Genomic DNA, 26,390 nt, shown 5'->3' on the forward strand with positions numbered 1-26,390 from the left:
CGCAGCGCCATCAGCCCCGGCATCTCGGTTTCGGCAATGTCCAGTTCCTTGCGGCCGAACCCGGCCAGTGCAATGTCCTTGACGATGTAATCCTGGGTCATCTCGGTTCCTTCGAATGCGGTGGCGCGCCCCTTCTACGGGGCGGCAATGCTCCGGGCAGCAGGTAGCACCAGCGGCCTGCGCGCACAACGTCATACTCCGCCGCAGCGCCGTGACGTTCCGGCCAGCGCCCGATTTACAAGCAGGAATTCGCGTCTTAGTCAGGGCCGCGCAGCAAGACCCCGGGGAAGAGAATGGCGAAACAGACGCGAGCCTGGCAACGGATGCTTTCGGGGCGCAGGCTGGACCTGCTGGACCCGACCCCGGTGGACATCGAGATCGAGGACATCGCGCACGGGCTGGCCTTTGTCGCCCGATGGAACGGCCAGACACGGGGCGACTATGCCTATTCGGTGGCCGAACATTCGCTGCTGGTCGAGGTGATATTCGGCCGGCTTTGCCCCAAGGCGCGCCCGGCCGAGCGGCTGACCGCCCTGCTGCATGACGCGCCGGAATACGTCATCGGCGACATGATTTCCCCGGTGAAGGCCGCCGTCGGCCCGGGCTACGACGGCCTGGACAAGCGGCTCTCCGCCGCCATCCACATCCGCTTTGGCCTTCCCGCCATTACGCCCCAACGTCTGAAACGGCAGATCAAGAAGGCGGATCGCATCAGTGCCTGGATGGAGGCGACCCAGATCGCCGGGTTCACCCGCACCGAGGCGGACAGGTTCTTTGGGGCGCCCGACATGGACATGATCGCGGACCTGTCGATTCACCTGCGCCCCCCGGTCGAGGTTCGCGCCGATTTCACCGCGCGCCATGCGGCGCTATTGCAGGAAATGCCCAGTTGACGATCACGATCCGCCGGGCCGGGCCGCTGGATGCGCGTCCCCTTGCCGAATTGCTGAACGAGGTGATCGCCGCTGGCGGCGCCACCGCGATGACCCGTACCGTCGACGCTGCGGACCTGCGCGACTGGATGACACGCTGCCCCGACCGCACGGCCTGGCACCTGGCCGAGGATGACGCCGGCGAAATCATGGGAGTCCAATGGATCGAACCGGCGGACGATCTGCCCGATGAGGTGGCAGAAATCGCCACCTTTGCGCGCCACGGTCGGACCGGGCTTGGCATCGGCTCGGCGCTGTTTCGTGAAACCGAAAGGGCGGCTTCCGCGCTTGGCTATCGCTGGATCAATGCCAACATCCGGGCCGACAACATGGGCGGGCTGGCCTACTACCAGAGCAGGGGGTTCGAGGACTGCGGCATGAAACGGGATGTGCCGTTGGGAAACGGCAAGGCAGTCGACAAGGTGCTGAAACGCTACGAGCTGTAGCGACGGCGTGCCATTGTCACCGGCGACCGGTCAGTTGCTGACGTCCACACCCGGCGGCTCGGGGTAGTCGATCATCAGGTCGGTGCCGCTGGCCACGATGCAACTGCTCTTGTCGGCATTTGTGATCAGGACGGTGAATCGACCGTTATCCTCAGAGGCCCAGAGTTCCAGCATGGTCGTCTTCGACGTCAGGCCAATCAGGATCTGACGCTCGCCAAAACGATCATCGAGGCGCGTGATCACGGCATCGCGATCCGCACAGAAAACAGGTGTCTGGGCGGCAACGGGCGGCGCCAGAGCTGCGGCGCCAAGGACAAGTGAAGCGGTGAACAGACGTTTGAACATGATCTCTCCTTTCGCCGGAGAGATCGCTACCGGCGCTCTCGCCAGCGTTCATTGCATGTACCCAATATATGGGGATCAAGGCGCTGACACCACAAGGGAGAGCGCAACACGTTCGCGTGTCGACGCCGTCAGCGCGGCGAGCGCTTGGCCAGAATGCGTTGCAGGGTCCGGCGGTGCATGTTCAGCCGCCGCGCGGTTTCCGAGACATTGCGATCACATAGTTCGTAGACCCGCTGGATATGCTCCCAGCGCACGCGGTCCGCGCTCATCGGGTTTTCCGGCGGCGGCGGCAGATCATCGCCCTTGGCCAGTAGCGCGTTGGTGATATCGGTGGCATCCGCCGGTTTCGACAGATAGTCCGTCGCACCGATCTTGACCGCGGCAACGGCGGTGGCGATGGCGCCATAGCCGGTCAGCACGACCACGCGGCTGTCCGGGCGCTTTTCGCGCAGTACTTCGACCACGTCCAGGCCGTTGCCGTCCTCCAGCCGGAGATCGACCACCGCATAGGCCGGGGGGCGGGCGGTGGCGATGGCCGTGCCCGCCGCGACAGAGCCTGCCATCTCCACCTCGAAACCGCGTTTTTCCATGGCCTTGGCGAGGCGCCTCAGGAAAGGCTCGTCGTCATCGACCAGGAGCAACGAGCGGTCAGCCCCCAGTTCTTCGATGCTGCGTTCCGCCAATAGCCTTCCTCCCGCCACCACTGCGTGAACACGATTATTAGCTGGCTAAGTTCCGGCGGTCAAACGCATCCGGACAAGTCAAGATGCCTCGATGAAGCAGGCCGTGCGGTCGGCCATCTGCTCGGGCGTGACCTCGCGCCGGAAGAACTCGACAAAGCCATGCTCGGGCAGCACGAGGTAGGTGAAGGTCGAGTGGTCGACGAGATAGTATTCCGGGTCCGCGTCGGCCTCCTTGCGGTAGTAGGTGCGATAGGCCTGGCTGGCCGCCTTGACCTGTTCGGCAGAGCCGGTCAGCCCGATCATCTTGTCGTGCATCACCTCGGCGAACTCGCCCACCACCTCGGGTGTGTCCCGCTCGGGGTCGATGGAGATGAAGACAGGGGTCACGTCTTGGCCACGTTCCGCCAGCATGTCGACGGCATCAGCGTTGCGCGCGACATCAAAGGGGCACACATCGGGGCAGAAGGTGTAGCCGAAATACACCAGGCTGGGCTTGGTGATCACATCCTTGTCGGTCACCGTCTCGCCGTTCTTGTTCAACAGCTCGAATGGCCCACCAATGGTTTCCGCGCCACCGGCGATCTTGCTGGAGCGGCACTGGGCAAAGGGATCGGCCGAAGCGGACTGCTGTGTGTAGACCCAGACACCGGCGCTGATGGCGACGAGACCGGCGAAGGCGGCGATTGCGGCAAGACGCTGCATGACTTTCTTCCTCTGGAATGGTTTAGCTTTAGCTATCCGTTGAGGAGCGGGACGCAAGAGGGACGAAAGGGCGCAGATGGCGCAGGGGGATCTCGGACTGATCGGCGACGAACAGCGCAGCAACTGGATTCGTCTGCGCACGATGATCCTGTTGCGTTGGTTCGCCGTGATCGGCCAGCTGATCGCGATCACGCTGGCACAGCGTCTTTACAACCTGCAGCTGGAACTGGGCCTGTGCTACCTGGCCGTGGGAGTCTCGATCGTCGGCAACCTGATCGCGATCTCTGTTTTCCCCGAAAACAAACGCTTGAGCGAGACAGAGAACTTCATGATGGTGATGTTCGACCTCTTGCAGCTGTGTTTCCTGCTGTATCTGACGGGCGGGCTGCACAACCCGTTCTCGCTGCTGGTGCTGGCCCCTGTCACGGTCTCGGCGGCGGTACTCAGCCTCAGGTCGACCTTTCTGCTGGGCTTTACCGCCTTTGCGCTGGTCACGGGCATGGTCTATTACCACCTGCCCCTGCGGACCGAGCAGGGCTTCATCCTGCGCATCCCTGACATTTTCGTGTACGGCCAATGGGCGGCGATCTGCATTGCGCTAGTCTTTATCTCTGTTTACTCGCGCCGCATCACGCGCGAGATGAACTCGATGTCCGATGCCTTGGCCGCCACGCAGATGGCGCTGGCCCGGGCGCAAAAGCTGAACGATCTTGGCGGTGTGGTCGCCGCGGCGGCGCATGAACTGGGCACGCCGCTGGCCACGATCAAGCTGACCTCGTCGGAACTGGCCGAGGAACTGGATGATCACCCGGAGCTCGTCGATCTCAAGGAAGATGCCCTTTTGATCCGCGAACAGGCCGACCGCTGCCGCGATATCCTGCGCAGCATGGGACGGGCGGGCAAGGACGACCTGCACATGCGCCATGCGCCCCTGATTGAGGTGATCCGAGAGGCCGCGGAACCGCATCAGGACCGCGGAAAGGAAATCCTGATCGAAGAAGGGCCGGGTCCGGGGGGCGACTATACGCAGCCGCAGATCCTGCGCCGCCCCGAGGTCATTCACGGCTTGCGCAACCTGGTTCAGAACGCGGTCGATTTCGCCCGGACCAAGGTCTGGGTCGAGGCGATGTGGACCGATGACGTGATTTCCATCCGCATCGTCGATGATGGACGCGGCTTTCCCCAGCACCTGATCGGTCGCATCGGCGATCCTTTCGTGCGCCGCCGCCGCAGCGAAAGCGAAAAGCGTGCCCGGCCGGAATACGAGGGCATGGGGCTGGGGCTTTTCATTGCCAAGACCCTGCTTGAACGCACCGGGGCAGAGCTGAGCTTTGCCAATGGATCGGACCCCTACTCGGCAGCGCCCGACCAGTCCGAACGCCGTGGCGCCATCGTCGAGGTGGTCTGGCCGCACAGCAAGATCGTTGCCGACGCAGCAAAACCGGGCACCGGATTGGGAGAAAACCGCCCCATCGAAGTTTAAGGTGAATTTAAAGTTAATGTTTTCTGCTTAACGCGAAATTAACCAAACTGAATTCAACCTGAAGACTAATCCGCGGGACAGGGGCAAGAGGCAAAATCTTGGAGGATCTCTTATTTCTGGCAATCGGGGCTGGCGCCGCGGCGGCATTCATGGCCGCGGTCCTGATCCTGTTCACGCTGCGCCCGCGCCGCTCGCAATTGCAGTACTCCGGCACGCCTGAAACCGTGCTTCTGTTCCGAAACGGCGAAGTGGTCGACTCGACCCAGGACGCTGCAGAGCTGTTTGATCGCACGGTCCTGACCGGCATGGGCTGGGACGAGGTGCGCGAAACGCTGTTGCCCGGCTTTCCCGATCTGCCCGAAGACCTGCCGTATCGCCCTGGGCACTGGCGCTCACCCAATGTGTCCAATGCCGAGTTGTGGGCAGACCCCGCGGGCAACATGCTGCACCTGCGCCTGCAATGCACGCCCGAAGGTGCGGCCACCCTTTTTCGCGCCCGTTGCCAGAGCGGCGAATACCACCGCCTTTCGGAGATGTCGCGCAATGCGCCGGATGCGCTCTGGCAGACCGATGAGGACGGGCGGCTGATCTGGTACAACGAGGCCTATGAACTGCTGTGCGAAAGCACCGGGTGCGAAATCGACGACACCTGCCCCATCAACATCGAACTGCCTGCCAAACGGGTCGAGCGCAGCACCCGCATCAACATCCAGCCCGAGGGCCAGCCGCAGCGCTGGCTCGAGGTCGTCTCGCGTCCGGTCGAACACGGCTGGGTCCATTACGCCACCAGCATCGACAGCCTCGTGCACGCGGAGATGGCGCAGCGCAACTTTGTCCAGACGCTGACCAAGACCTTTGCCCATCTGCCGATCGGGCTTGCCGTCTTTGACCGCGACCGGCAGCTGGTACTGTTCAACCCCGCGCTGGTGGATTTGACGCATCTGCCTGTGGATTTCCTTTCGGCCAAGCCCAACCTGCTGTCCTTCTTCGATCACATGCGGGAAAACCGCATGATGCCCGAACCCAAGAACTATGCCTCTTGGCGGGACAAGCTGTACGACGTGGTCTCTGCTGCGCGCGAAGACCGATATTGCGAGACCTGGAACCTGCCCTCGGGCCTGACCTACAAGATCACCGGCCGCCCGCATCCGGACGGCGCCGTCGCCTTCCTGATCGAGGACATCAGCGCCGAGATATCGCTCACCCGCCGCTTCCGGTCGGAACTGGAACTGACGCAATCGGTGCTGGACTGTTTCGATGACGCGGTGGCCGTCTTCTCTCGTCTGGGCGTGCTGACCTTTTCCAATGCCGCCTACCGGGCACAGTGGAAATGCGACCCCGACAGCGCCTTTGCCGAGATCACCATCGTCGATGCCACCAAGGAATGGCAGCAGGACTGCCAACCCAGCCCGATCTGGGCCGACCTGCGCGAATTTGTCCTGACCCTGCGCGACCGCCAGGGCTGGGAGGCGCAATTGACCCGCAAGTCCGGTGAACAACTGCGCTGCATGGTGCAGCCGGTGGCCGCCGGGGCGACCCTGGTCCGCTTTACCAGCCTGCCCGTTCAGGCCGGGGAAACGCCCCAGCCCGACAATCGCCAGAAGGTGGTTGGATAGCCGCTTGCAGCTCCCCGCGCGGCGCCGGTATCCTCGCCGCCATGACAGCCCGCCAAACCGCCCTCACCCTGCCCACGCCAGAGGCCACCTGTACCTTGGCCCGCCGAATCGGCGCCGGTCTCCGGCCCGGCGACGTGCTGCTGTTGACGGGTGAGATCGGCGCCGGAAAGACCCATTTCGCTCGTTGCCTGATCCAGTCCCTGCTGGAGGAACCAGAGGATGTTCCCTCTCCCACCTTTACCCTCGTCCAGACCTATGACACCGCCGCCGGAGAGCTGTGGCACGCGGATCTCTACCGGCTCACCGGCCCGGATGAGAGCGTCGAGCTGGGCCTGACAGAGGCATTCGAAACCGCGATCTGCCTTGTCGAATGGCCGGACCGGCTGGAGGATCAGTCCCCACACGACGCCCTGCGGCTGAGCTTTGCCGCCGGACCGTCCGAGGACGCCCGCGCGCTGGTGCTGGACTGGGAGGTGCCGCGCTGGGACGCGCTGATCGCGGAGCAGGCGGCGTGAACGATTTTCTCAACGCTGCCGGATGGGGTGCTGCCCGACAAGAGGCGCTGGCCGGGGATGCTTCGGCCCGGAGCTATTCGCGGCTGTTCCTAGACGGCCAGACCGCCATCCTGATGCAGGACCCAGAGGGCGACGTGGCGCTCTTCGCTCGCCTAGCACGACACCTGACGGGCGCGGGGCTCAGCGCGCCACGCATCCTGGCCGAGGATAGCGCCAAGGGCCTGTTGCTGATCGAGGATCTGGGTGACGGGCTGGTCGCGCGTCTTGCGGAGACACCCGCTGCCGAGCGCGAGTTGTACCTTCTGGCCACCGACGCACTGATCGACGTGCAGCGACATCAGCCACCGGCCGACCTGCCCATCGCCACGCCGGATCACCTGGCCCGGCAGATCGACCTGGCCTTTATCAACTACACGCCCGCGGCAGAGGCTCTGCCCCGTGCCATCGCCGCCTTCCGCCCCCTGCTGGAGTCGCACGCGCAGCCCGCCGATGTCATGGTGCTGCGCGATTACCACGCCGAGAACATTCTGCTTCTACCCGATCGCGTGGGCACCGCCCGCGCCGGTCTGCTGGATTTCCAGGACGCGCTGCTGGGGCACCGCGCCTATGATCTCGTCTCGCTGATCCAGGACGCGCGCCGCGACGTGAGGCCGGAGACCGCCGAGGCCTGTGTCGCGCATTACTGCGCCGCCACGGCGCAGGCGGAAGGGCCGTTCCGTGCCGCACTTGCCGTGCTGGGCGCCCAGCGCAACCTGCGCATCCTGGGGGTCTTTGCCCGTCTCGCCGCGACCCGGGGCAAGCCGCATTACATCGACCTCATCCCTCGCGTCTGGGCACACCTGCAGGCCGACCTTTCACATCCCCTGCTGGCCCCGGTGAAAGAGGTCCTCGACCCTGCCCTGCCCGCGCCAACTTCCGACCACCTGACAAGATTGAAGTCCCCATGCCCGACGCCGTAATGCTATTTGCTGCGGGGTTCGGCACCCGCATGGGCGCGCTGACAGCCACCCGACCCAAACCCCTGATCGAAGTCGCCGGGAAGCCTCTGCTGGATCACGCGCTGGACCTGACCACCGGCATCCCGACCCGCGTGGTGAATGCCCATTACCTTTCGGACCAGATCGTATCGCACCTGAGCGGGACCGGCATCCATGTCTCCGTGGAGCAGCCCGAGATCCTGGACACCGGCGGGGGCTTGCGGTTCGCCTTGCCGAAACTGGGTACACAACCAGTATACACATTGAACACAGATGCGGTCTGGAACGGTCCGAACCCCCTGGACCTGCTCGTCGCCGCATGGGAGCCCGACCGGATGGATGCGCTTCTGCTCTGCGTGCCACTGGCCCGGGCCGTGGGCCGCAAGACCCCCGGCGACTTCAGCCTGCAGCCGGACGGGCAACTGACCCGCAGGGGCGATCTGGTCTACACCGGCGCGCAGATCATCAAGACCGAGGGGCTGCACGCGATCCCCGACCAGGTGTTTTCGCTCAATCGCCTGTGGAACGCACAGGCGGAAAAGGGCCGTCTTTTCGGCCTGACCTATCGAGGTCAATGGTGCGATGTGGGCCACCCCGAAGGCATCGCGCTGGCCGAAGGACTATTGCATGTTTGACGACACGGGACCGCGCCTGTTCGGCCTGCCTCCGGGTGCCGATTTTGCCAGTGAACTTGTCGCGGGCCTGCGCGCCCGTCTGCGCGACACCCCTCCCGAGGCGCTGGCGCAGGTGGAAATCTACGTCAACTCCGACCGCATGGCGCGGCGCCTGCGCGAGGTGTTCGACAAGGGCCCCGCCTGCCTGCTGCCGCGCATCCGACTTGTGACGGACCTGGCCGATCCGCTGACCAAGGCCGCCCTGCCCGCCCCGGTGCCGCCACTGCGCCGGCGGCTGGAACTGACGGGCCTGGTGTCGAAACTGCTGGACCAGGCGCCCGACCTTGCCCCGCGTGCGGCGCTCTTTGACCTGGCTGACAGTCTGGCGACATTAATGGAGGAAATGCAGGGCGAGGGCGTGGCACCCGAGGTAATCGAGAACCTCGACGTCTCGGACCAGTCGGGTCACTGGCAACGGGCACTGACCTTCCTGCGTATCGTGCAACAGTATTTCGAGGTCGACAGCGACCCCGACCCGCAGGCCTATGCCCGTCGCGCGCTGGATCTGCGCTTGCAGAAATGGCGGGACACCCCGCCGCAGCACCCGATCCTCGTTGCAGGGTCGACCGGGTCGCGCGGAACCACCGCGGCCTTCATGGAGGCGGTGGCGCGACTGCCGCAGGGGGCGGTGGTCCTGCCCGGTTTTGACAGCGACACGCCGGATCACGTCTGGGACCGGCTGGACACCGCGCTGACCGGCGAGGATCACCCGCAGTTCCGCTTTGCCCGGCTGATGCAGGCGCTGGACATGGCGCCCGGCGATATCCGCCCCTGGACCGAGACACCGCCACCCAGCCCGGTGCGCAACCGCGTGCTGTCGCTGGCCTTGCGGCCGGCGCCGGTCACCCACCAATGGCTTTCCGAAGGACCGTCCCTGCCGCCGCGGGACACGGCGATGCAGGATGTGACCCTGCTGGAGGCGCCCAGCCAGCGGGACGAGGCGCTGGCCATCGCGCTGCGCCTGCGGCAAGCGGTGGCGGACGGCCAGCGCGCCGCCGTCATCACGCCGGACCGGATGCTGACCCGCCGCGTGACCTCGGCGCTGGACCGCTGGAACATCCTGCCCGACGACAGCGGCGGCACACCGGCGCAGCTGACCCCGCCGGGGCGGCTCTTGCGCCATGTGGCGGAACTCTTCGTCAAACCCCTGACGGCCGAGATGCTGCTGACCCTGCTCAAGCATCCGCTGGTTCACAGCGGCGCCGATCGGGGACCGCACCTGCTGAACACCCGTGAACTGGAACTGTTCATCCGCCGCAACGGCATGCCCTACCCCCAGCCCGAGCCGCTGGCGCTCTGGGGTCAAAAGCGGTCGCAGGGCGACTGGGCGGCCTGGGTGGGGGCGCAGTTCTGCGAGCAACGGCGCGACGGCAAGCGCCCCCTGGCCGACTGGCTCGCCGACCTGCTGACACTGGCGGGCGCGATCTGCGCCGGACCGGGAACCGAAGGCACCGGCGGACTGTGGCAAGAGGCGGCGGGTCGCAAGCTGCAAGGCGTCATGGCAAGCCTGGAACGAGAGGCGGAACATGGTGCCGAGATGAGCGCCCGCGATTTCGCCGACCTGCTGGGCGCGCTCATGTCGCGCGAAGAGGTCCGCGACCGCGACGCGCCCCACCCCGACATCCTGATCTGGGGCACGCTGGAGGCACGGGTCATGGACGCCGACCTGGTGATCCTGGCGGGCCTGAACGAAGGCGCCTGGCCGGAACTGCCCGGCGCCGACCCCTGGCTGAACCGGCAGATGCGCGCCAAGGCGGGGTTGCTGCTACCGGAACGGCGCATCGGCCTGTCGGCGCATGACTTTCAACAGGCGGCGGGCGCGCCCGAGGTCTGGTTGTCGCGGTCGCTGAAATCGGACGAGGCGGAAACCGTGCCCTCGCGCTGGGTCAACCGACTGTTGAACCTGATGCGCGGGCTGGAGGCGCAGGGCGGCAAGGACACCATCGCGGCGATGCAGGCGCGCGGCAACCGCTGGTTGGCGCTGGCGCGTGCCTCGGAAACGCCGATCGAGGCCACGCCGGTGCCGCGCCCCTCTCCGGCACCGCCCGCCGGGACGCGGCCCGCAAAACTCTCGGTCACGGAAATCAAGCGGCTGGTGCGCGACCCCTACGCGATCTACGCCAAACATGTCCTGCGACTGCGCCCGCTGGATCCGCTGATGCAGGCGCCCGACGCGCTGATGCGCGGCATCCTCACCCACAAGGTGCTGGAGGATTTCGTGAAGGCCACGCAGGAAGAGCCGCTGGACCTGCGGCCCGATCGCCTGATGGCCCTGGCCGAACAGATCATCGGCGACCCGGACCAGGTGCCCTTTCCCACCGTCCGCGCCCTGTGGCAGGCGCGCATGGCCCGCATCGCACCCTGGTTCGTGGAAACAGAGATGGAACGGCAGGGCCGCGCCACCCCCAGCAAGTACGAGATCAAGGGCGAACGCCAGATCCCGGCGCTGGGCTTTACCCTGAGTGCGACCGCCGACCGGATCGACATCGACGGGCGCGGCGGCGCGCATATCTACGACTACAAGACCGGTGCCGCGCCTTCGGCCAAGGAACAGCGCTCCTTCGACAAGCAGTTACTTCTGGAGGCGGCGATGCTGGACGACGGCGGATTTCCCCCGTTGGACCCGCCCCATGTCGAACGCGCGGTTTTCATTTCCTTGCAGCCGTCCAATCCGAAAGAGGTGCTGGCCCCGCTGGAGGACGCCCCGCCCGAGCAGGTCTGGCAGGAGTTTGTCGCCCTCATCAGCGCCTATCACGCGGCAGAGACCGGCTTTACCGCTCGCCGTGCCCTGCAAAAGGACAGCGATGCCGGGGACTTCGACCACCTCGCACGTTACGGCGAATGGGACGTGACCGACGCGCCGGTCAAGGAGGTGCTGACATGAGGCGCGACGACGCGACAGAGGCGCAGGTCCGCGCCGCCGAGCCGGGGCATTCCACATGGCTGGCTGCCAATGCGGGGTCGGGCAAGACCCGCGTGCTGACCGACCGGGTGGCGCGGCTGCTGCTGGACGGGGTGGACCCTTCGCACATCCTCTGCCTGACCTATACCAAGGCCGCCGCCAGCGAGATGCAGAACCGCCTGTTCAAGCGGCTGGGCGGCTGGGCGATGCTGGACGAAGCTGCGCTGCGGGATGAGCTGCGCGAACTGGGAGTCGAGACCGACCTGACCGGCGATTTCCTGCGCGAGGCGCGCACGCTTTTCGCCCGCGCCATCGAGACCCCCGGCGGTTTGCGCATCCAGACGATCCACTCTTTCTGCGCCTCGCTGTTGCGGCGGTTCCCGCTGGAGGCCCGCGTCACGCCGCAGTTCCAGGAGATGGAGGATCGCGCCGCCGAGCTGTTGCGGGCCGAAGTGCTGGACCGGCTGGCCGAAGGGCCGGAGGCACATCTGGTCCGCGCCATCGCGCCCTATGTCTCGGGCGATGACGTGGACACGATCGCCGCACAGGTCTGCCGCCACCGTGATGCCTTTTCGCCGCCAAAGGGCCCGGGCGAGATCCGCGCCGCCTACGGATTGCGCGAAACGGATGACGCGGACACGTTGCTGGACCAGGTCTTTCTGGGGTCCGAACTCGATCTTTTCGGGGCGCTGGCCGAGATCCTCGCCACAGGTGGCAAGACCGATCAGGCCCTGTCCAGTCAGTTGGGCGCCATCGAGTCACCGGACCGCACCGGGCTGGCACAGCTACAGGCCGCACTGCTGACACAGGCCGGAACCATCCGCAAGACGCTGGGCACCAAGGGCGTGCGCAAGTCCGCTGCTGACCTTTTCGAGGCGCTGGATCAATTGGCGGCGCGGGTCGAGGACGCGCTTGCGATGCAACGCGCGCTGGCCGCTGCCGACCGCGACACTGCCCTGCACGGCTTTGCCCATGCCTTTCTGCGCGACTACGACGCCGAGAAACAGCGGCGCGGCTGGCTGGATTTCGATGATCTCATCACCCGCGCGCGCGACCTGCTCAGCGATCCCGGTGTGGCGGAATGGGTGCTCTACCGGCTGGACGGCGGCATCGACCATATCCTCGTCGACGAGGCCCAGGACACCTCGCCCGTGCAATGGCAGGTGATCGAGCGGCTGGCGCAGGAATTCACCGCCGGCGAAGGCGCACGGGCCGATGTGCGGCGCACGATCTTTGTCGTCGGAGACAAGAAACAGTCGATCTATTCCTTCCAGGGCGCCGACCCGTCCGAGTTCGACCGGATGCGCGACGATTTCGCGGACCGGCTTGCCCGGACCGATGCGCCGCTGGTGCCCGCCAGCCTTGACTACAGCTTTCGCTCCGCCGAGCCGATCCTGCGGCTGGTCGACAATACCTTTCGCGGCGCCGAGGCCTCGGGTTTTGTCGGGGACGGGCACCGCGCCTTCAAGGACGCCATGCCGGGGCGGGTCGATCTCTGGCCCCTGGTGGACAAGGTCGGCGACGAGGAGGATGGCGCCTGGCACGAACCCGTCGACCGGCCAAGTGCCATGCATCACACCGTGCAGCTGGCGCAACGCATCGCGCATTTCATCAAGGAGAGCATCGAGACCGGCACCCCCTTGCCAGAGGAGGTCGGCCATACCGGCACCTACCGGGCGCGGTCCGTCCAAGCGGGGGATTTCCTGATCCTCGTGCAGAAGCGCGGGCGCCTGTTCAAGGAGATCATCCGCGCCTGCAAGCAGCAGGACCTGCCCATTGCCGGGGCCGACGTGCTCAAGGTCATGGCGGAACTGGCGGTCAAGGACATCATCGCCCTGCTCAGTTTCCTTGCCACGCCAGAGGACGACCTGTCGCTGGCGACGCTGCTGCGTTCGCCGCTCTTCGGCCTCACAGAACAGGCGATGTTTGATCTCGCCCACCGGCGTCAGAAAAAATATCTCTGGGAGGAACTGCGCGCGCGGCGCGCGGAGTTCCCCGACGTTCTGCGCGTTCTGGACGATCTGCGCGGGCAGACCGATTTCCTGCGCCCCTATGACCTGATCGACCGCATCCTGACCCGCCACGAGGGCCGCCGCCTGCTGATCGGGCGGCTGGGACCAGAGGCCGAGGACGGGATCAACGCGCTGCTGCAACAGGCACTGGCCTATGAGCAAAGCGCCGTGCCTTCCCTGACCGGATTTCTGGAATGGGCGCGGTCGGACAACCTGAAAATCAAGCGCGCCCCGGACAGCGCGGGCGAAACCCTCCGGGTGATGACTGTGCATGGCTCCAAGGGTCTGGAGGCGCCCATCGTCATCCTGCCCGACAGTGCCGAGCCGGACACCAAGCTGCGCGACGATCTGTTCACCGACGATGACGGCCCGATGTGGAAGGCGGGCGCCGACGCCATGCCGCCGCGCCAGCAGGCCGTGGTCGAAGCGGCCAAGGAAAAAGCGGCGCAGGAAAAGGATCGGCTGTTGTATGTCGCCATGACGCGGGCCGAGAAATGGCTGATCGTGGCGGCGGCAGGCGAGCTTGGGAAATCCGGCGAGGCGTGGTACGACAAGGTTGCGCGCGGGATGGAGGCCTCCGGCCCGGAACAGGTGATGTTCGATTTCGGTGACCTGGGCGGCGGCGAAGGGCTGCGGCTGGGCCTATCGGACTGGTCTCACCTGCCACTGGACACCTACGACACGCCACGGCCCGCGCCGGTCGATCTGCCTGCCGCATTGCTGGCCCCCGCGCCGGACCCCGTGGCCGCCGCAAAGGCCCTGTCCCCTTCCGACCTTGGCGGCGCCAAGGCCCTGCCCGGGGCCGCCGGCGATACCGAGGACATGGCCAAGGCCCGCGGCACGGCGCTGCATCACCTGCTGGAAAACCTCGCGCCCTTGCCTGCGGAACATCGCGCCGCAGCGGCTGAAGCGCTCTGCACCCAGATGGAAACGGACCCGGACCTGATCCTTGTCACCGAACATCTGCCCGCGATCCGGGACGAGGCGCTGGCGGTGCTGGAGGCGCCCGCGCTGGCGCATGTCTTTGCCCCCGATGCGCTGGCAGAGGTGCCCGTGACAGCCGACCTGCCGGGGCTGGGGCGGATACATGGCATCATCGACCGGCTGCTGATCGCGCCCGACCGGATCACCGCCGTCGATTTCAAATCCAACCGCACGGTGCCTGCCAATGCCGCAGAAGTGCCCGACGGACTCTTGCGGCAGATGGGGGCCTATGCCGCCGCCCTGGCGCAGGTCTATCCCGGTCGGGAAATCGAAACCGCCCTGATCTGGACCGCCAGTGCACACTATATGCCGCTGCCGCACGATGTTGTGACACAAGCTCTCGGTCGGGCCGCCGCATCTTGACGTGCTGGCGGCCCCTCCATACCTTCCCACACCTGAACAGGCTGCCTCAAATCTCAGGAGAATCCCCTATGGCCACCGTCGCCGTCACCGATGACACCTTCGACGCCGAAGTGAAGAATTCCGACATCCCCGTCGTCGTCGATTTCTGGGCCGAGTGGTGCGGCCCCTGCAAGCAGATCGGCCCCGCGCTCGAAGAGCTGTCCGCCGAGATGGAAGGCAAGGTCAAGATCGCCAAGGTCGACGTTGACCAGAACCCCAACACCGCCGCGGCAATGGGCGTGCGCGGCATCCCCGCGCTCTTCGTCTTCAAGGACGGCCAGGCGGTGTCGAACCTTGCCGGTGCGCGCCCCAAGGCCGCACTGCAAAGCTGGATCGAAGAATCGATCTGAGCCGCGTAACCAGTTGAATTCGCAAGGGCGCCTTCGGGCGCCCTTGTCGTTTTGCGCGGCATGGCCCATATCGGGCCACAACCGACAAGGAGCGTTCTCATGTCCGACGAGTTTCCCGGCTGGCACGGCACCACGATCATCGGCGTCCGCAAGGGCGGGCAGGTGGTCATCGCAGGTGACGGGCAGGTCAGCCTTGGCCAGACCGTGATAAAGGGCACCGCGCGCAAGGTGCGCCGCCTGTCTCCGGGCGGTCATGACGTGCTCTGCGGCTTCGCCGGATCCACGGCGGATGCCTTTACCCTGCTGGAACGGCTGGAGAAAAAGCTGGAGGCTGCGCCGGGACAGTTGCAGCGTGCCAGCGTCGAGCTGGCCAAGGACTGGCGCACCGACAAGTACCTCCAGAAACTCGAGGCGATGCTGATCGTGACCGACGGCAAGGATCTTTATGTTATCACGGGCGCCGGCGACGTTCTTGAACCGGAACATGACGTGGCGGCCATTGGCTCGGGCGGGAATTTCGCCCTGGCAGCAGCGCGTGCCATGATGGACACCGACAAGTCCGCCGAAGAGGTGGCACGCACCGCGATGGCCATTGCCTCCGACATCTGCGTCTACACCAACGGCAATCTGACCGTGGAAACGCTGGGCTGACCTCGGTTCAGCCCGTTCGGTTCCAGACGCCGTCACGCCTCACATAGCTGACGGCGTCGCTTTCGACGAATCGCGTTCCTTCAGCTGCCCAGCGCCCGATCCGCACGCCCGGTCCGTCGAGATCGAGCAGGTTGAAGGTATTGGGCTCACCCCGCACCCGGCTGGACAGGCAGGTGCCCGCCTGCACGAACAGCAATTCGGGCCAGGCCCGCATCGGGGCAACCACCGTGTTGTGCAGATGGCCGGACAGGACGATCTGCGCACCGCATTGCGCAAACCCCCTCAGCCCCGCGTCTGCCCCCCGCATCAGCCGTTTCCGCACCCCGGCACCGTGTTGCAGGGGATGATGCAACACCGCGACGCGCGCCCGGTCACCAGCGGCATCGAAGCCCTTGCAGGCCCGTTCGATCCGCCGCGACGACAGCCGCCCGCGTTGCCAGGAAAAGCGGTTCACCGTGTTCACGCCGACCACCACCAAGCCGTCATCGGCGTATCGCGGTTCCAGGTCCTGATGGACCGCGCGCCTATAGCGCCGCCACGGCGCGACCATCCGCAGCCAGAGATTGTCGAGCGGCGTGTCATGGTTACCCGGCACCGCCAGCCACGGCGCATCGAGGCGGTCCAGAAAGGCCCGCGCCCGTGCGAATTGGCCCAGGCGCGCGCGCTGGGTGAAATCGCCCGAGATCACCACCAGATTTGGCGCCAACCGGCCGATCGTATCCAGCAGCGGCTGTTCCAGGTCTTCCCGCGCGCGCCCGTAGTGCAGGTCCGACAGGTGAAGAATTCGCTTCATTGTCTCTCCTGCGGCATGACCAGCCGCAATTCCTCCTCCGTCATGGCAAAGCGCAACGGCCCCTCCATCTTGCGCTTTTCACCATCATAGGCCAGCAGCATCCGCCGTTTCCCGAGCAGGTCGAGATCCAGCCGGTCGCCCCGGATCAGGTCGTAGTCCACGCCTTCCTCGACCGCGCCCGCGGCCAGGCGAGCCACCCTGCGGAACAGTTCTCCGCGACTTTCTGCGCGGACAACCAGTACCGCGAAACCGCCGGCCTTGATCGCCTCGCCCCCGGCCAGACCAAACCGCGCCAGTTGAAAGCCCGAACGTCCGACAAACACGAGGGCCGTCTTGCGGACCTGACTGCCATCGCCGGTGCCAAGGCGAACCCGCATAGGACGGCGAAAGCGCAGGAAACTGCGGACGACCGACCAATGCGCCATCAGGCGCCGGCGGCCCCAGCGGCGATAGATCTCCTCGCGCTCTTTCAGGATGCGGGGATAGACGCCGACGCTGGCGTTGTTGAGAAAGATCTGCCCGTTCACCTGGCCCAACCGCCTTGGCTCGATCCGGCCGGCCGCGATCTGGCGAGCGGCCTCGGCCGGGTCCGGGTGCAGCCCAAGACCCCGTGCGAAATAGTTGAAGGTCCCTAAGGGCAGGACCCCCATCGCGATCCCGGTCCCCAGCAGCTTGCCCGCGGAGGCGACCGCGGTGCCGTCGCCTCCGGCTGAGACGATCATATCGGGCTGCAGGGCCACGGCCTTGTCCAGCGTCGCACCCAGTTGATCGGGGCGGGTGCAGGCCAGAACCTCCGCCCCCAGAACCTGCGCGGCCGCGTCAACCGCCGCTGCATCGCGCGAGTTGCGCCCGGATTTCAGGTTGGCGACGATGCAGATCCGCCCGGTCGCCCCGATTTTCATGCCGTCCTGCATCGTGCCCGTATCCCGCATGGCGCCCTCGCTTTCGTTGACGGGAACCCCCAGCGACGAAGGCGGTTCCCGGAAAGGGCTTGGATTCTGGCGTCACATGTATATCTCACGGCGAAACCCACGCCCACTGGCGCGGCACAAGGAACAAGACGCATGACCGACCTCACCCCCCGCGAAATCGTCTCGGAACTCGACCGTTTCATCATCGGCCAGAAAGAGGCCAAGCGCGCCGTCGCCGTGGCCCTGCGCAACCGCTGGCGGCGCAAGCAACTGTCGGACGATCTGCGTGACGAGGTTTATCCCAAGAACATCCTGATGATCGGCCCCACCGGCGTCGGCAAGACCGAGATCAGCCGACGCTTGGCGAAACTGGCCCGCGCGCCCTTCATCAAGGTCGAGGCGACCAAGTTCACCGAAGTGGGCTATGTTGGCCGCGACGTGGAACAGATCATCCGGGACCTGGTGGACACCGCCATCGTCGACACCCGCGAACACATGCGCGAAGAGGTCAAGGCACGCGCCCATGAGGCCGCCGAGGACCGGGTCATCACCGCCATCGCCGGCACCGATGCGCGCGAAGGCACGCGTGAGATGTTCCGCCGGAAACTCAAGAACGGCGAACTGGACGACACCGAAATCGAGCTGGACGTGGCCGAGACGGGCTCGCCCTTTCCAATGATGGAGATCCCCGGCCAGCCCGGCGGAAACATGGGCATGATGAACCTCGGAGAAATGTTCGGAAAGGCCTTTGGCGGGCGCACTACCCGCAAGCGGATGACCGTTGCCGAAAGCTACGAGGTGCTGATTTCCGAAGAGGCGGACAAGCTTCTGGACGACGAGGTCGTCAAGACGGCGGCCCTGGAGACGGTCGAACAGAACGGCATCGTCTTCCTGGACGAGATCGACAAGGTGGCCGCACGGCAAGAGGCACGCGGTGGCGATGTCTCCCGCGAGGGCGTGCAGCGTGACCTGTTGCCGCTGATCGAGGGCACGACCGTCAGCACCAAGCACGGCGCGGTCAAGACCGACCACATCCTGTTCATCGCCTCGGGTGCCTTCCACATCGCCAAGCCGTCGGACCTGTTGCCGGAGCTGCAGGGGCGTCTGCCGATCCGCGTCAACCTGCGTGCCCTGACCGAAGAGGATTTCGTGCGCATCCTGACCGAAACGGACAATGCCCTGACCCGCCAGTACACGGCGCTGATGGCGACCGAAGAGGTCACGGTGACCTTTACCGATGAGGGCATCGCCGCGCTGGCCAAGATCGCCGCCGAGGTAAACACCAGCGTCGAGAATATCGGCGCGCGGCGGCTCTATACGGTGATGGAGCGTGTGTTCGAAGAACTGAGCTTTACCGCGCCGGATCAAGCCGGGACTGAGGTCACGGTGGATGCGGATTTCGTCGAGCAGCACCTGGGCGAACTGACACGCTCGACCGACCTGAGCCGCTACGTTCTCTGAATTTCGGCGGATCGCGAGGGGCTGGGCCCTCGCGCCACCAAGGGAATTCTTCGGCCCAAGAAATATGGGCCGTCCCCGGAAAAGGAAACGCCCCGCAGATCCTGCGGGGCGTTTCGTTTCGGTAGAAGTCCCGGGTCAGACCCGGGACAAGGTCATGCTCAGGCCGTCCACCAACGCTCGGCCATGCGGGCGTTGTCCATCTGCCAGAGGTTGCCCACCTTTTCCGGGTTGGCAATCTTGTTGGAAACCGCCTGCACGTAGTTGGCGAACATCGGCAGGACCACGCCGCCATCGGTGCGCAGGATCTGCTGCATCTCCGTGTACATCTCGCGGCGCTTGGTCGGGTCCAGCTCGGCGCGGGCCTCGACCAGAAGGTCCTGGAAGCGTTCGCTGTCTTCGCGTCCCCACTGGGTGTCGTTCCACGGCACGCCTTCCTCGTAGGCGCTGGAGAACATCCAGTCCTCGGTCGCACGGCCCGACCAGTAGCAGGCGCAGAAGGGCTTTTTCAGCCAGACGTTCGACCAGTAGCCATCTGCCGGCTCCTGGACCACGTTGATGTTGATGCCCGCCGACTTGGCCGAGGCCTGGTACAGCTGCGCCGCGTCGACGGCACCCTCGAAGGCCGCGCTGGAGGCGGAAAGGTCGATATCCAGCGAGGAAAGGCCCGCCTCCTTGAGGTAGAACTTCGCCTTGTCCGGATCGTAGCTGTTCTGCTCCATGTCGGCGGCGAAATACTGGTTTGCGGGACCGATGGGCGTGTCGTTGCCCACGCGGCCGTGGCCCAGCAGGATCTTGTCGACCATCTCCTGGCGGTTGATGGCGAATTTCAGCGCCCGGCGCACGTTGACGTCGTTGAAGGGCGCCACGTCGGTCAGCATCGGGAAGGTGTACTGCTGGTTGCAGGACACTTCCTGGATGCGCACCATCGGGTTCGCCTTGAGCAGCGACTCTGTCTTGAGGTCGATGCGGTTGATCGCGTCGACCTGACCGGTCAGCAGCGCATTCATCCGCGCGGTGTTGTCGTTGACCGCGATGTACTCGATCTCGTCAAAGAACCCGGCGTCACCATCCTTGTAGTGGCTGTCGACCCGCGTCGCGACCATGCGCACGCCCGGTTCAAAGCTCTGGACCTTGTACAGCCCGGTGCCGATGCCCTTGGCGATGGCCTCTTCGATCTGACCCGCCGGGTAGATCAGCAGGTGATAATCCGACAGCAGGTAGGGGAAGTCGGCGTTGCCGGCCTCCAGCGTGAACTGCACCTGGTGGTCGGTGATCTTCTTCATCTCGGTGATGGATTCGATGATCGGCTTGGCCGCCGATTTCGCACCCTCGGCAACGTGCATCTGCAACGAGGCGATCACGTCATCCGCGCCAAAGGCCTTGCCATTGTGGAAGGTCACGCCCTGGCGCAGGTTGAAGGTCCAGGTCTTGGCGTCCGGCGTCGCCTCCCAGGAGGTTGCCAGCTCACCCTTGAGCGTGCCGTCGGCGCCGACCTCGGTGAGGTTGTCAAAGACCGACCCCTGGGCCGATGCGATCATGAACAGGTCGGAATGCGTGCGGGCATCCCAGCTGTCCGAGGTGTTGGCCCCCGACAGAGCGGCGCGCAGGCGGCCGCCCCGCTTGGCCTGGGCACGCAGCGGCAGGCCGCTGGCGGCGAGCACACCGGCAGCGGCGCCGGTGGTCAGAAGTCCGCGTCTGCTAATTCTGGTCATGTCAGTCTCCCTTGGTCATTTCCCGCCCCGGTTCGGTTTCGGGACAGGTTTGTCGCTTTTTGGCGATTCCTACGACATTTTATCAACGGCGGCATCGCCTATGTTATCAACTCCGCGTTCTTTCAGCAGATTTGTCAGCCAATCCGGGTCCATCTCGGGGACGGAGGACAGCAGCAGATCGGTGTAGGCGTGGTGAGGCGGCTTGAACATGTCGCGTTTCGGCCCCTGTTCGACCACCAGCCCGTCCTTCATCACCACCACCTCGTCCGCGATGGCACGCACGGTTGCCAGGTCATGAGTGATGAACATGTAGCTCAGGCCAAGTTCGTCCTGCAGCCGGGCCAGCAACTTGAGGATACCCTCGGCAACCAGTTGGTCCAGCGCGCTGGTGACTTCGTCGCAGATGATGAACTTCGGCTCGGCGGCCAGGGCGCGGGCGATGCCGATGCGTTGTTTCTGCCCGCCCGACAGCTCCGAGGGCAGACGGTCGATATACTGGTCGGCGGGCAGCTCGATCTGGTCCATCAGCTCGGCCACGCGTTTCCGCTTGGCCGACCCGCGCAGGCCCATGTAAAATTCGACCGGGCGGCCGATGATCTCTCCGATGGTCTTGCGCGGGTTCAGTGCGGTGTCCGCCATCTGATAGATCATCTGGACCTGGCGCAGCTGTTCCTTGCTGCGCTTGCGATAGTCCAGCGGCAGCGGCTCGCCATCCAGCTCGATCGTGCCAATGCGCGGCGGCAAGAGCCCAGTGATACAGCGCGCGGTGGTCGATTTGCCGGAACCGGATTCGCCCACCACAGCCACCGTACGACCCGCATGGATGTCAAAGCTGACGTCGTGCAGAACGTCCACCGTCCCGTAGGCCGCCGTCACCCCCTGGACAGAGATCACCGGCGTCGCATCGGTGGCGACAGGCGGTTTGTCGGGCCGTTCAAAGGCGCGCACGGCCCATAGGCTTTTCGTGTACTCCTGCGTCGGCGTGCTGAGCATCGTGCGGGTATCGGCCTCTTCGACCTCGTCGCCCTTCAGCAGCACCTTGATGCGGTCGGCCATCTGCGCGACCACGGCCAGGTCATGGGTGATGTAGATCGCGGCGGTGTCGAATTCCTCGACAATCTGCCGGATGCTGGCCAGCACCTCGATCTGGGTGGTCACGTCCAGCGCGGTGGTCGGCTCGTCAAAGATGATCAGGTCGGGACGGCAGGCCATGGCCATCGCGGTCATGGCCCGCTGCAACTGGCCGCCAGAGACCTGGTGCGGATAGCGAAAACCGATCTCGTCCGGGTTGGGCAACCGCAGCTTGCGGTACAGTTCAATCCCGTCGGCGGCGCTTTCGGACTTGCCGGATACGCCATGCTGTACCGGCGCCTCCGTGTGCTGGTCGATCAGCTTGTGCGCGGGGTTGAAACTGGCCGCGGCGGATTGCGCCACATAGGCGATGCGCTTGCCAAGCAGCTGGCGCTTTTGTTCGGCGCTGGCGGACAGCAGGTCGATGCCGTCGAACGTCACGCTGCCGCCCGAGATGCGCACGCCGTCGCGGCAAAAACCCATCGCGGCCAGGCCCAGCGTCGACTTGCCGGCACCGGATTCACCGATGAGTCCCAGCACCTCGCCCTTTTTCAGGGTCAGGTCGACGCCGTTGATGATCGGCATCCAGGTTTCGTCCGAGCGACCCTCGATCCGCACGTCGCGCATTTCGACCAGAAAGTCAGACATGGCTCAATCCTTCAGCCCCGAGGAGCGGTTCAGCATCCAGTCGACCACGAAGTTCACGGCGACCGTCAGCAGGGCGATGGCGCCGGCGGCCAGCAGCGGCACGCTGGCCGCAAGCGGCGCGAAACTGGCGTAGTTGATGAAGGCCGAGAGGTCCTTGACCATCGTACCCCAATCCGCCAGCGGCGGCTGGATGCCAAGGCCGAGGAAGCTGAGTGCGGAAATCGTCAGGAAGACGAAACAGAACCGCAACCCGAACTCTGCCAGCAGCGGCGCGGTCGCGTTGGGCAGGATCTCTCGGAAGATGAGATAGGGCAGTCCCTCGCCGCGCAGCTTGGCCGCCTCGATGTAATCCATCACGACGATGTTCATGCCCACGGCGCGCGCCAGGCGAAAGACCCGCGTCGAATCGATTACCGCGATGATCACCACCATCGCCACCGTCAGGCCAAAGCCGGACACCCAGGCCGAGGCCACGGTGATCAGCAAGAGCGAGAAGATCAGCGAGGGGATCGCCATCAGCACATCGACCATCCGGCTCAGGACCTGGTCCATCCAGCCGCGCAAGGTGGCGGCCAGGAATCCGAAGGTGCCACCGAGGACGAAGGCCAGCACCGTCGTGGCAAAGGCGATGCCCACGGTGTTCTGGGCGCCGTAGATCAGGCGGGACAGGATGTCCCGGCCGATCTGGTCGGTGCCAAGCGGGAAATCCGGGTTGCCGCCCAGCGCCGGGTTGCCGCCGGGCACGATGTTGGCCTGACCGAAGACCTCTTCCTGTCCGTGTGGGGCCAGCGCCGGGGCAAAGATCGCCAAAAGTGCATAGATCAGGATGACCAGCACGCCGAAGGCGGCGGTCAGCGGCATCTGGCGGAACATCTTGCGGCTGCCCGCGGTGCCCACGGTGCGCCCGATCAGGCGAAAGACAAAGGCCGCCGCCGCGCCGATCAGCACGCCCTGCACCGCCCAGCGGAAGAACTGGACCGAGGCCACGGGCACGCCATCGGCCGTCACGGCCGGCTGGAAGTAGTACCAGATGCCGAACAGCAACAGCGCCGCGCCCAGAACGTAGCCAAAGGCCACTGCCAGCGGCATGTCGCGGAAAAAGGGCTTGTTTCCGGTCAGGGTCTGCCCGGCCAGGCGCATGACCCATCCGCCCGCCAGCAAGACCACGATGGCGCCGAGAATCCAGAGTACGGTGCTCATTTCGGATGCCTCAACCGCGGGTTGGACAGGATCGACAGGATGTCGGCTGTCAGGTTCAGCAGGATATAGGCGGCGGCAAAGATCAGGCAGCAGGCCTGCACCACCGGGATGTCACGGATCTTGACGCTATCCACGAAAAGCTGGCCGATGCCGGGATAGACAAAGACAACCTCGACCACCACGACGCCGGTGATGAGATAGGCCAGGTTCAGCGCGATCACGTTGATGATCGGCGCCAGCGCGTTGGGCAGCGCATGGTGCACGATCACCCGCATCGGCTTGATGCCTTTCAGGCGCGCCATCTCGATATAGGGGCTGGCAAGCAGGTTGATGATCGCCGCGCGGGTCATGCGCATCATGTGCGCAGTCACCACCAGCGTCAGCGTCAGTGCCGGCAACAGCGTCTTTTGCAGCCGCTCGCCAAAGCCCATGTCCGCATAGATGTTGGACAAGGACGGCAGCAGCGGGTTCAGCACTGCCAGGAAGAGGATCAGCACATAGGCCAGAAAGAACTCGGGGCTGGAAATCGAGGTCAGCGTCGAGATGTTCGCCACCTTGTCGAAGACGGAGTTCCGATAAAGCGCCGCAAGGACCCCAAGCGTCACCGCAAAGGGCACCGCGATGGCGGCAGTGACACCGGCAAGGAACATCGTGTTCGCAAAGCGCGGTGCGATCTGCTGGGCCACGGTGGTCCGCACACCCGAATCGTCACCGACGAAGCTGGCAAAATTCGCCTGGGCAAAGGAATTGCCCAGATCGCCCTGCAACGCACCGGCCAGCCATTGAAGGTAGCGCGTCACCGGGTCCTGATCGAGCCCGAGATCCCGACGGATGGCCGCCACGGCCTCGGGTGTGGCCCCCTGCCCCAGGATCGCCTCGGCGAAATCCCCCGGCAGCATGTTCACCGCCGCAAAGATCACGATTGAAACGATGAACAGAGTCAAAAGGCCCAGCGCAAGTCGCTGGAGGATGATTTTGATTACCGGATTCAAGATCCCTGTCGTTTTCTTGTTTTCGTTACAGTTAGGTTAGCGCCTGAAATCGGTGTGTAAACCCTGCGTCTGGACCGTTTCAGTCCCTCAGGCTGGCCAGATCGTCCATGACGCGCACCAATTCGGCGCTGATCCCGGGTTCCGAAAGCGCGTGACCCGCGTTCCGGATCATCCGCAGGTCGGCCCCCGGCCAGGCCTGCGCCAGGTCCCAGGCGCGGCGCGGCGGGCAGATCATGTCATAGCGGCCCTGCACGATGACCCCCGGCACATCGGCCAGCCGGCCGATGTTGTTCAGGATCCAGCCGTCCTCGTCCAGGAAGCCCGCGTTGATGAAATAGTGATTCTCGAGCCGGGCAAAGGCGCGCGCGTATTCACCGGGCGCCTCGCCGCCGATCCCGTTGGAATAGACAGAGGCCAGCGCGTTTTCCCAGGACGACCACGCCTGCGCAAAGCGCGTCTCGGTCCGAAGGTCGCCGCTGAAAAGACGCTTGTGATAGGCGCCGATCAGGTCGCCGCGCTCGTCCTCGGGAACCATGTCGGCAAATCGCGCCCAGGGCTCTGGCCAGAATTGCCCGGCGCCACCGCCATAGAACCAGTCCAGTTCTGTGCGGGTCATCAGGAAGACCCCGCGCAGCACCAGCTGGGACACGGCCTCGGGGTGGCTGATGGCATAGATCAGCGCCAGCGTGGCGCCCCAGCTGCCGCCAAAGACCACGGCACGGTCGATTTCCAGCTCGGCGCGGATCAACTCGATGTCGGCGACGAGGTTCCAGGTGGTATTGGCGACCACGCTGGCATGGGGCCGCGAGCGACCGCAGCCGCGCTGATCGAACAGGATGACGCGATAGTGCCTTGGGTCGAAATAGCGTCGCATCGCCGGGCTGCAGCCGCCGCCGGGGCCCCCGTGCAACACGATGACGGGCTGGCCTTCGGGATTGCCGCATTGTTCGACATAGATCCTGTGCCCGTCGCCCACGTCCAGCATACGCTGGTCGAACGGGTCGATCGCCGGATAGAGATATTGCACTGCGCGCTTTTGGCCCGGGATTTTGTCCATGCCCTACCTATATTGCGCCTCAAGGGCAAAAGACCATGAGGAAATTCATGACGACCACCGTGGACGCATCCGAGATCGCCAAGTTCGAAGCGATGGCCGCCGAATGGTGGGATCCGCACGGCAAGTTCAAGCCGCTGCACATGATGAATCCCGTGCGGCTGGACTATATCACCAGCCAGATCGCGGCGGAATTCGACCGCGACCTGACCGGCGCGCAACCCTTTGCGGGCCTGCGCATCATGGACATCGGGTGTGGCGGCGGGCTGCTCAGCGAACCGATGGCGCGGCTGGGCGCCGATGTTGTCGGCGTGGATGCCGCCGAGCGCAACATCCCCGTGGCCCAGACCCACGCGGCGCAATCCGGCCTGCAGATCGACTATCGTCACACCACGGCCGAGGCCATGGCCGAGGCGGGCGAACGGTTCGACGTGGTGCTGAACATGGAAGTGGTGGAACACGTCGCCGACCCGCTGGCCTACCTGACGGCCTGCCGGCAGTTGCTGAAACCCGGCGGTCTGCACATCTGTTCGACCATAAACCGCAACCCCAAGAGTTTCGCGGTGGCCATCGTGGGCGCGGAATATGTGATGCGCTGGCTGCCAAAGGGCACCCATGAATGGGCCAAGTTCATCACGCCGGACGAGTTGTACGAGTTGATGCGCCAGGCCGGGCTGGAGCCGGTGGACCGCAAGGGATTCGTCTTCAACCCGATCAGCTGGGCGTGGAGCGTGTCGGACCGCGACCTCAGCGTGAACTATGTCACTGCCGCGCTGAACCCGGTCTGAGGAGGGGGGCGCTGCCCCCCGTCTCCCTCCGGTCGGCTCCCCCGGAGGTATTTTTGGCCCAAAGAAACACGGGCGCGCCCTGCGAC

Annotated in this window: 24 protein-coding genes; 13 read left to right on the forward strand and 11 right to left on the reverse strand. The window is 65.2% G+C overall.

Annotated elements, in window-relative coordinates; all coding sequences use genetic code 11:
* A partial coding sequence (locus RBB42_RS02275) for an adenosylhomocysteinase (protein ID WP_305970074.1) occupies window positions 1-101 on the reverse strand: 101 nt, incomplete at its 3' end.
* A 192-nt stretch (window positions 102-293) separates the two neighbouring features.
* On the opposite strand from RBB42_RS02275, the gene RBB42_RS02280 reads away from it, so the two are divergent.
* Both RBB42_RS02280 and RBB42_RS02285 read left to right on the forward strand, forming a co-directional pair.
* Entirely contained in the window at window positions 294-893 is a 600-nt protein-coding gene (locus RBB42_RS02280; protein ID WP_305969975.1) for an HD domain-containing protein, read from the forward strand.
* Window positions 890-1,378, forward strand: a complete 489-nt coding sequence (locus tag RBB42_RS02285) for a GNAT family N-acetyltransferase (RefSeq protein WP_305969976.1) — start codon at window positions 890-892, stop codon at window positions 1,376-1,378. The genes RBB42_RS02280 and RBB42_RS02285 overlap by 4 nt, the downstream gene beginning before the upstream one ends.
* A 30-nt stretch (window positions 1,379-1,408) precedes the next feature.
* On the opposite strand, the gene RBB42_RS02290 is transcribed toward RBB42_RS02285, so the two are convergent.
* The 3 genes from RBB42_RS02290 to RBB42_RS02300 form a co-directional block, all read right to left on the reverse strand.
* Entirely contained in the window at window positions 1,409-1,723 is a 315-nt protein-coding gene (locus tag RBB42_RS02290; RefSeq protein ID WP_305969977.1) for a hypothetical protein, read from the reverse strand.
* A 128-nt stretch (window positions 1,724-1,851) separates the two neighbouring features.
* Complete coding sequence (locus tag RBB42_RS02295) at window positions 1,852-2,406, reverse strand: ActR/PrrA/RegA family redox response regulator transcription factor (RefSeq protein ID WP_043142704.1); 555 nt, start codon at window positions 2,404-2,406, stop codon at window positions 1,852-1,854.
* Window positions 2,407-2,484: 78 nt separating this feature from the next.
* The gene (locus RBB42_RS02300; RefSeq protein ID WP_305969978.1) at window positions 2,485-3,108 is read right to left on the reverse strand and encodes an SCO family protein; all 624 of its coding nucleotides are present in this window, start codon (window positions 3,106-3,108) and stop codon (window positions 2,485-2,487) included.
* 76 nt (window positions 3,109-3,184) lie between these two features.
* Here RBB42_RS02300 and regB point away from each other — a divergent pair, with 76 nt between their 5' ends.
* The 9 genes from regB (at window position 3,185) to hslV (ending at window position 15,674) form a co-directional block, all read left to right on the forward strand.
* On the forward strand, window positions 3,185-4,591 hold the full coding sequence (gene regB / locus RBB42_RS02305) for a sensor histidine kinase RegB (RefSeq protein ID WP_305969979.1): 1,407 nt from the start codon (window positions 3,185-3,187) through the stop codon (window positions 4,589-4,591).
* A 98-nt stretch (window positions 4,592-4,689) separates the two neighbouring features.
* Complete coding sequence (locus RBB42_RS02310; RefSeq protein WP_305969980.1) at window positions 4,690-6,207, forward strand: PAS-domain containing protein; 1,518 nt, start codon at window positions 4,690-4,692, stop codon at window positions 6,205-6,207.
* Window positions 6,208-6,248: 41 nt separating this feature from the next.
* Window positions 6,249-6,722, forward strand: coding sequence for a tRNA (adenosine(37)-N6)-threonylcarbamoyltransferase complex ATPase subunit type 1 TsaE (gene tsaE / locus RBB42_RS02315; RefSeq protein ID WP_305969981.1), 474 nt, complete (start codon window positions 6,249-6,251; stop codon window positions 6,720-6,722).
* Window positions 6,719-7,681: an aminoglycoside phosphotransferase family protein gene (locus RBB42_RS02320; RefSeq protein ID WP_305969982.1), complete on the forward strand. Its 963-nt coding sequence runs from the start codon at window positions 6,719-6,721 to the stop codon at window positions 7,679-7,681. Before tsaE ends, RBB42_RS02320 begins: the two co-directional genes overlap by 4 nt.
* On the forward strand, window positions 7,666-8,334 hold the full coding sequence (locus RBB42_RS02325) for a nucleotidyltransferase family protein (protein ID WP_305969983.1): 669 nt from the start codon (window positions 7,666-7,668) through the stop codon (window positions 8,332-8,334). Before RBB42_RS02320 ends, RBB42_RS02325 begins: the two co-directional genes overlap by 16 nt.
* On the forward strand, window positions 8,327-11,257 hold the full coding sequence (gene addB, locus RBB42_RS02330; RefSeq protein ID WP_305969984.1) for a double-strand break repair protein AddB: 2,931 nt from the start codon (window positions 8,327-8,329) through the stop codon (window positions 11,255-11,257). The genes RBB42_RS02325 and addB overlap by 8 nt, the downstream gene beginning before the upstream one ends.
* Window positions 11,254-14,634, forward strand: a complete 3,381-nt coding sequence (addA, locus tag RBB42_RS02335; protein ID WP_306043592.1) for a double-strand break repair helicase AddA — start codon at window positions 11,254-11,256, stop codon at window positions 14,632-14,634. Before addB ends, addA begins: the two co-directional genes overlap by 4 nt.
* 68 nt (window positions 14,635-14,702) lie before the next feature.
* On the forward strand, window positions 14,703-15,023 hold the full coding sequence (gene trxA, locus RBB42_RS02340) for a thioredoxin (protein WP_305969986.1): 321 nt from the start codon (window positions 14,703-14,705) through the stop codon (window positions 15,021-15,023).
* A 99-nt stretch (window positions 15,024-15,122) separates the two neighbouring features.
* On the forward strand, window positions 15,123-15,674 hold the full coding sequence (gene hslV, locus RBB42_RS02345; protein ID WP_305969987.1) for an ATP-dependent protease subunit HslV: 552 nt from the start codon (window positions 15,123-15,125) through the stop codon (window positions 15,672-15,674).
* Between the two features lie 7 nt (window positions 15,675-15,681).
* Here the strand turns inward: hslV and RBB42_RS02350 are convergent, their stop codons facing one another.
* Both RBB42_RS02350 and RBB42_RS02355 read right to left on the reverse strand, forming a co-directional pair.
* Entirely contained in the window at window positions 15,682-16,467 is a 786-nt protein-coding gene (locus RBB42_RS02350) for a metallophosphoesterase family protein (RefSeq protein ID WP_305969988.1), read from the reverse strand.
* The gene (locus RBB42_RS02355; RefSeq protein WP_305969989.1) at window positions 16,464-17,399 is read right to left on the reverse strand and encodes a diacylglycerol/lipid kinase family protein; all 936 of its coding nucleotides are present in this window, start codon (window positions 17,397-17,399) and stop codon (window positions 16,464-16,466) included. The genes RBB42_RS02350 and RBB42_RS02355 overlap by 4 nt, the downstream gene beginning before the upstream one ends.
* A 132-nt stretch (window positions 17,400-17,531) precedes the next feature.
* Here RBB42_RS02355 and hslU point away from each other — a divergent pair, with 132 nt between their 5' ends.
* Window positions 17,532-18,839, forward strand: a complete 1,308-nt coding sequence (hslU, locus tag RBB42_RS02360) for an ATP-dependent protease ATPase subunit HslU (RefSeq protein ID WP_305969990.1) — start codon at window positions 17,532-17,534, stop codon at window positions 18,837-18,839.
* A gap of 158 nt (window positions 18,840-18,997) precedes the next feature.
* Here hslU and RBB42_RS02365 read toward each other — a convergent pair whose 3' ends face one another.
* The 5 genes from RBB42_RS02365 to pip form a co-directional block, all read right to left on the reverse strand.
* A complete protein-coding gene (locus RBB42_RS02365; RefSeq protein ID WP_305969991.1) occupies window positions 18,998-20,551 on the reverse strand; it encodes an ABC transporter substrate-binding protein in 1,554 nt (517 codons plus the stop codon).
* Window positions 20,552-20,620: 69 nt separating this feature from the next.
* Complete coding sequence (locus tag RBB42_RS02370; RefSeq protein WP_305969992.1) at window positions 20,621-22,270, reverse strand: ABC transporter ATP-binding protein; 1,650 nt, start codon at window positions 22,268-22,270, stop codon at window positions 20,621-20,623.
* A 3-nt stretch (window positions 22,271-22,273) separates the two neighbouring features.
* On the reverse strand, window positions 22,274-23,470 hold the full coding sequence (locus RBB42_RS02375) for an ABC transporter permease (RefSeq protein ID WP_305969993.1): 1,197 nt from the start codon (window positions 23,468-23,470) through the stop codon (window positions 22,274-22,276).
* Window positions 23,467-24,462 carry an ABC transporter permease gene (locus tag RBB42_RS02380; protein ID WP_305969994.1) on the reverse strand — a complete coding sequence of 332 codons (996 nt, stop codon included), beginning with the start codon at window positions 24,460-24,462 and terminating at the stop codon, window positions 23,467-23,469. The genes RBB42_RS02375 and RBB42_RS02380 overlap by 4 nt, the downstream gene beginning before the upstream one ends.
* 79 nt (window positions 24,463-24,541) lie before the next feature.
* Window positions 24,542-25,519, reverse strand: a complete 978-nt coding sequence (gene pip / locus RBB42_RS02385) for a prolyl aminopeptidase (RefSeq protein WP_305969995.1) — start codon at window positions 25,517-25,519, stop codon at window positions 24,542-24,544.
* 47 nt (window positions 25,520-25,566) lie between these two features.
* Between pip and ubiG the strand changes: the two genes are divergently transcribed.
* On the forward strand, window positions 25,567-26,304 hold the full coding sequence (ubiG, locus tag RBB42_RS02390; RefSeq protein ID WP_305969996.1) for a bifunctional 2-polyprenyl-6-hydroxyphenol methylase/3-demethylubiquinol 3-O-methyltransferase UbiG: 738 nt from the start codon (window positions 25,567-25,569) through the stop codon (window positions 26,302-26,304).
* The last annotated feature ends 86 nt before the right edge of the window (window positions 26,305-26,390 follow it).

The organism is Mameliella sp. MMSF_3455 (assembly GCF_030733205.1).
Lineage (GTDB): Bacteria > Pseudomonadota > Alphaproteobacteria > Rhodobacterales > Rhodobacteraceae > Antarctobacter.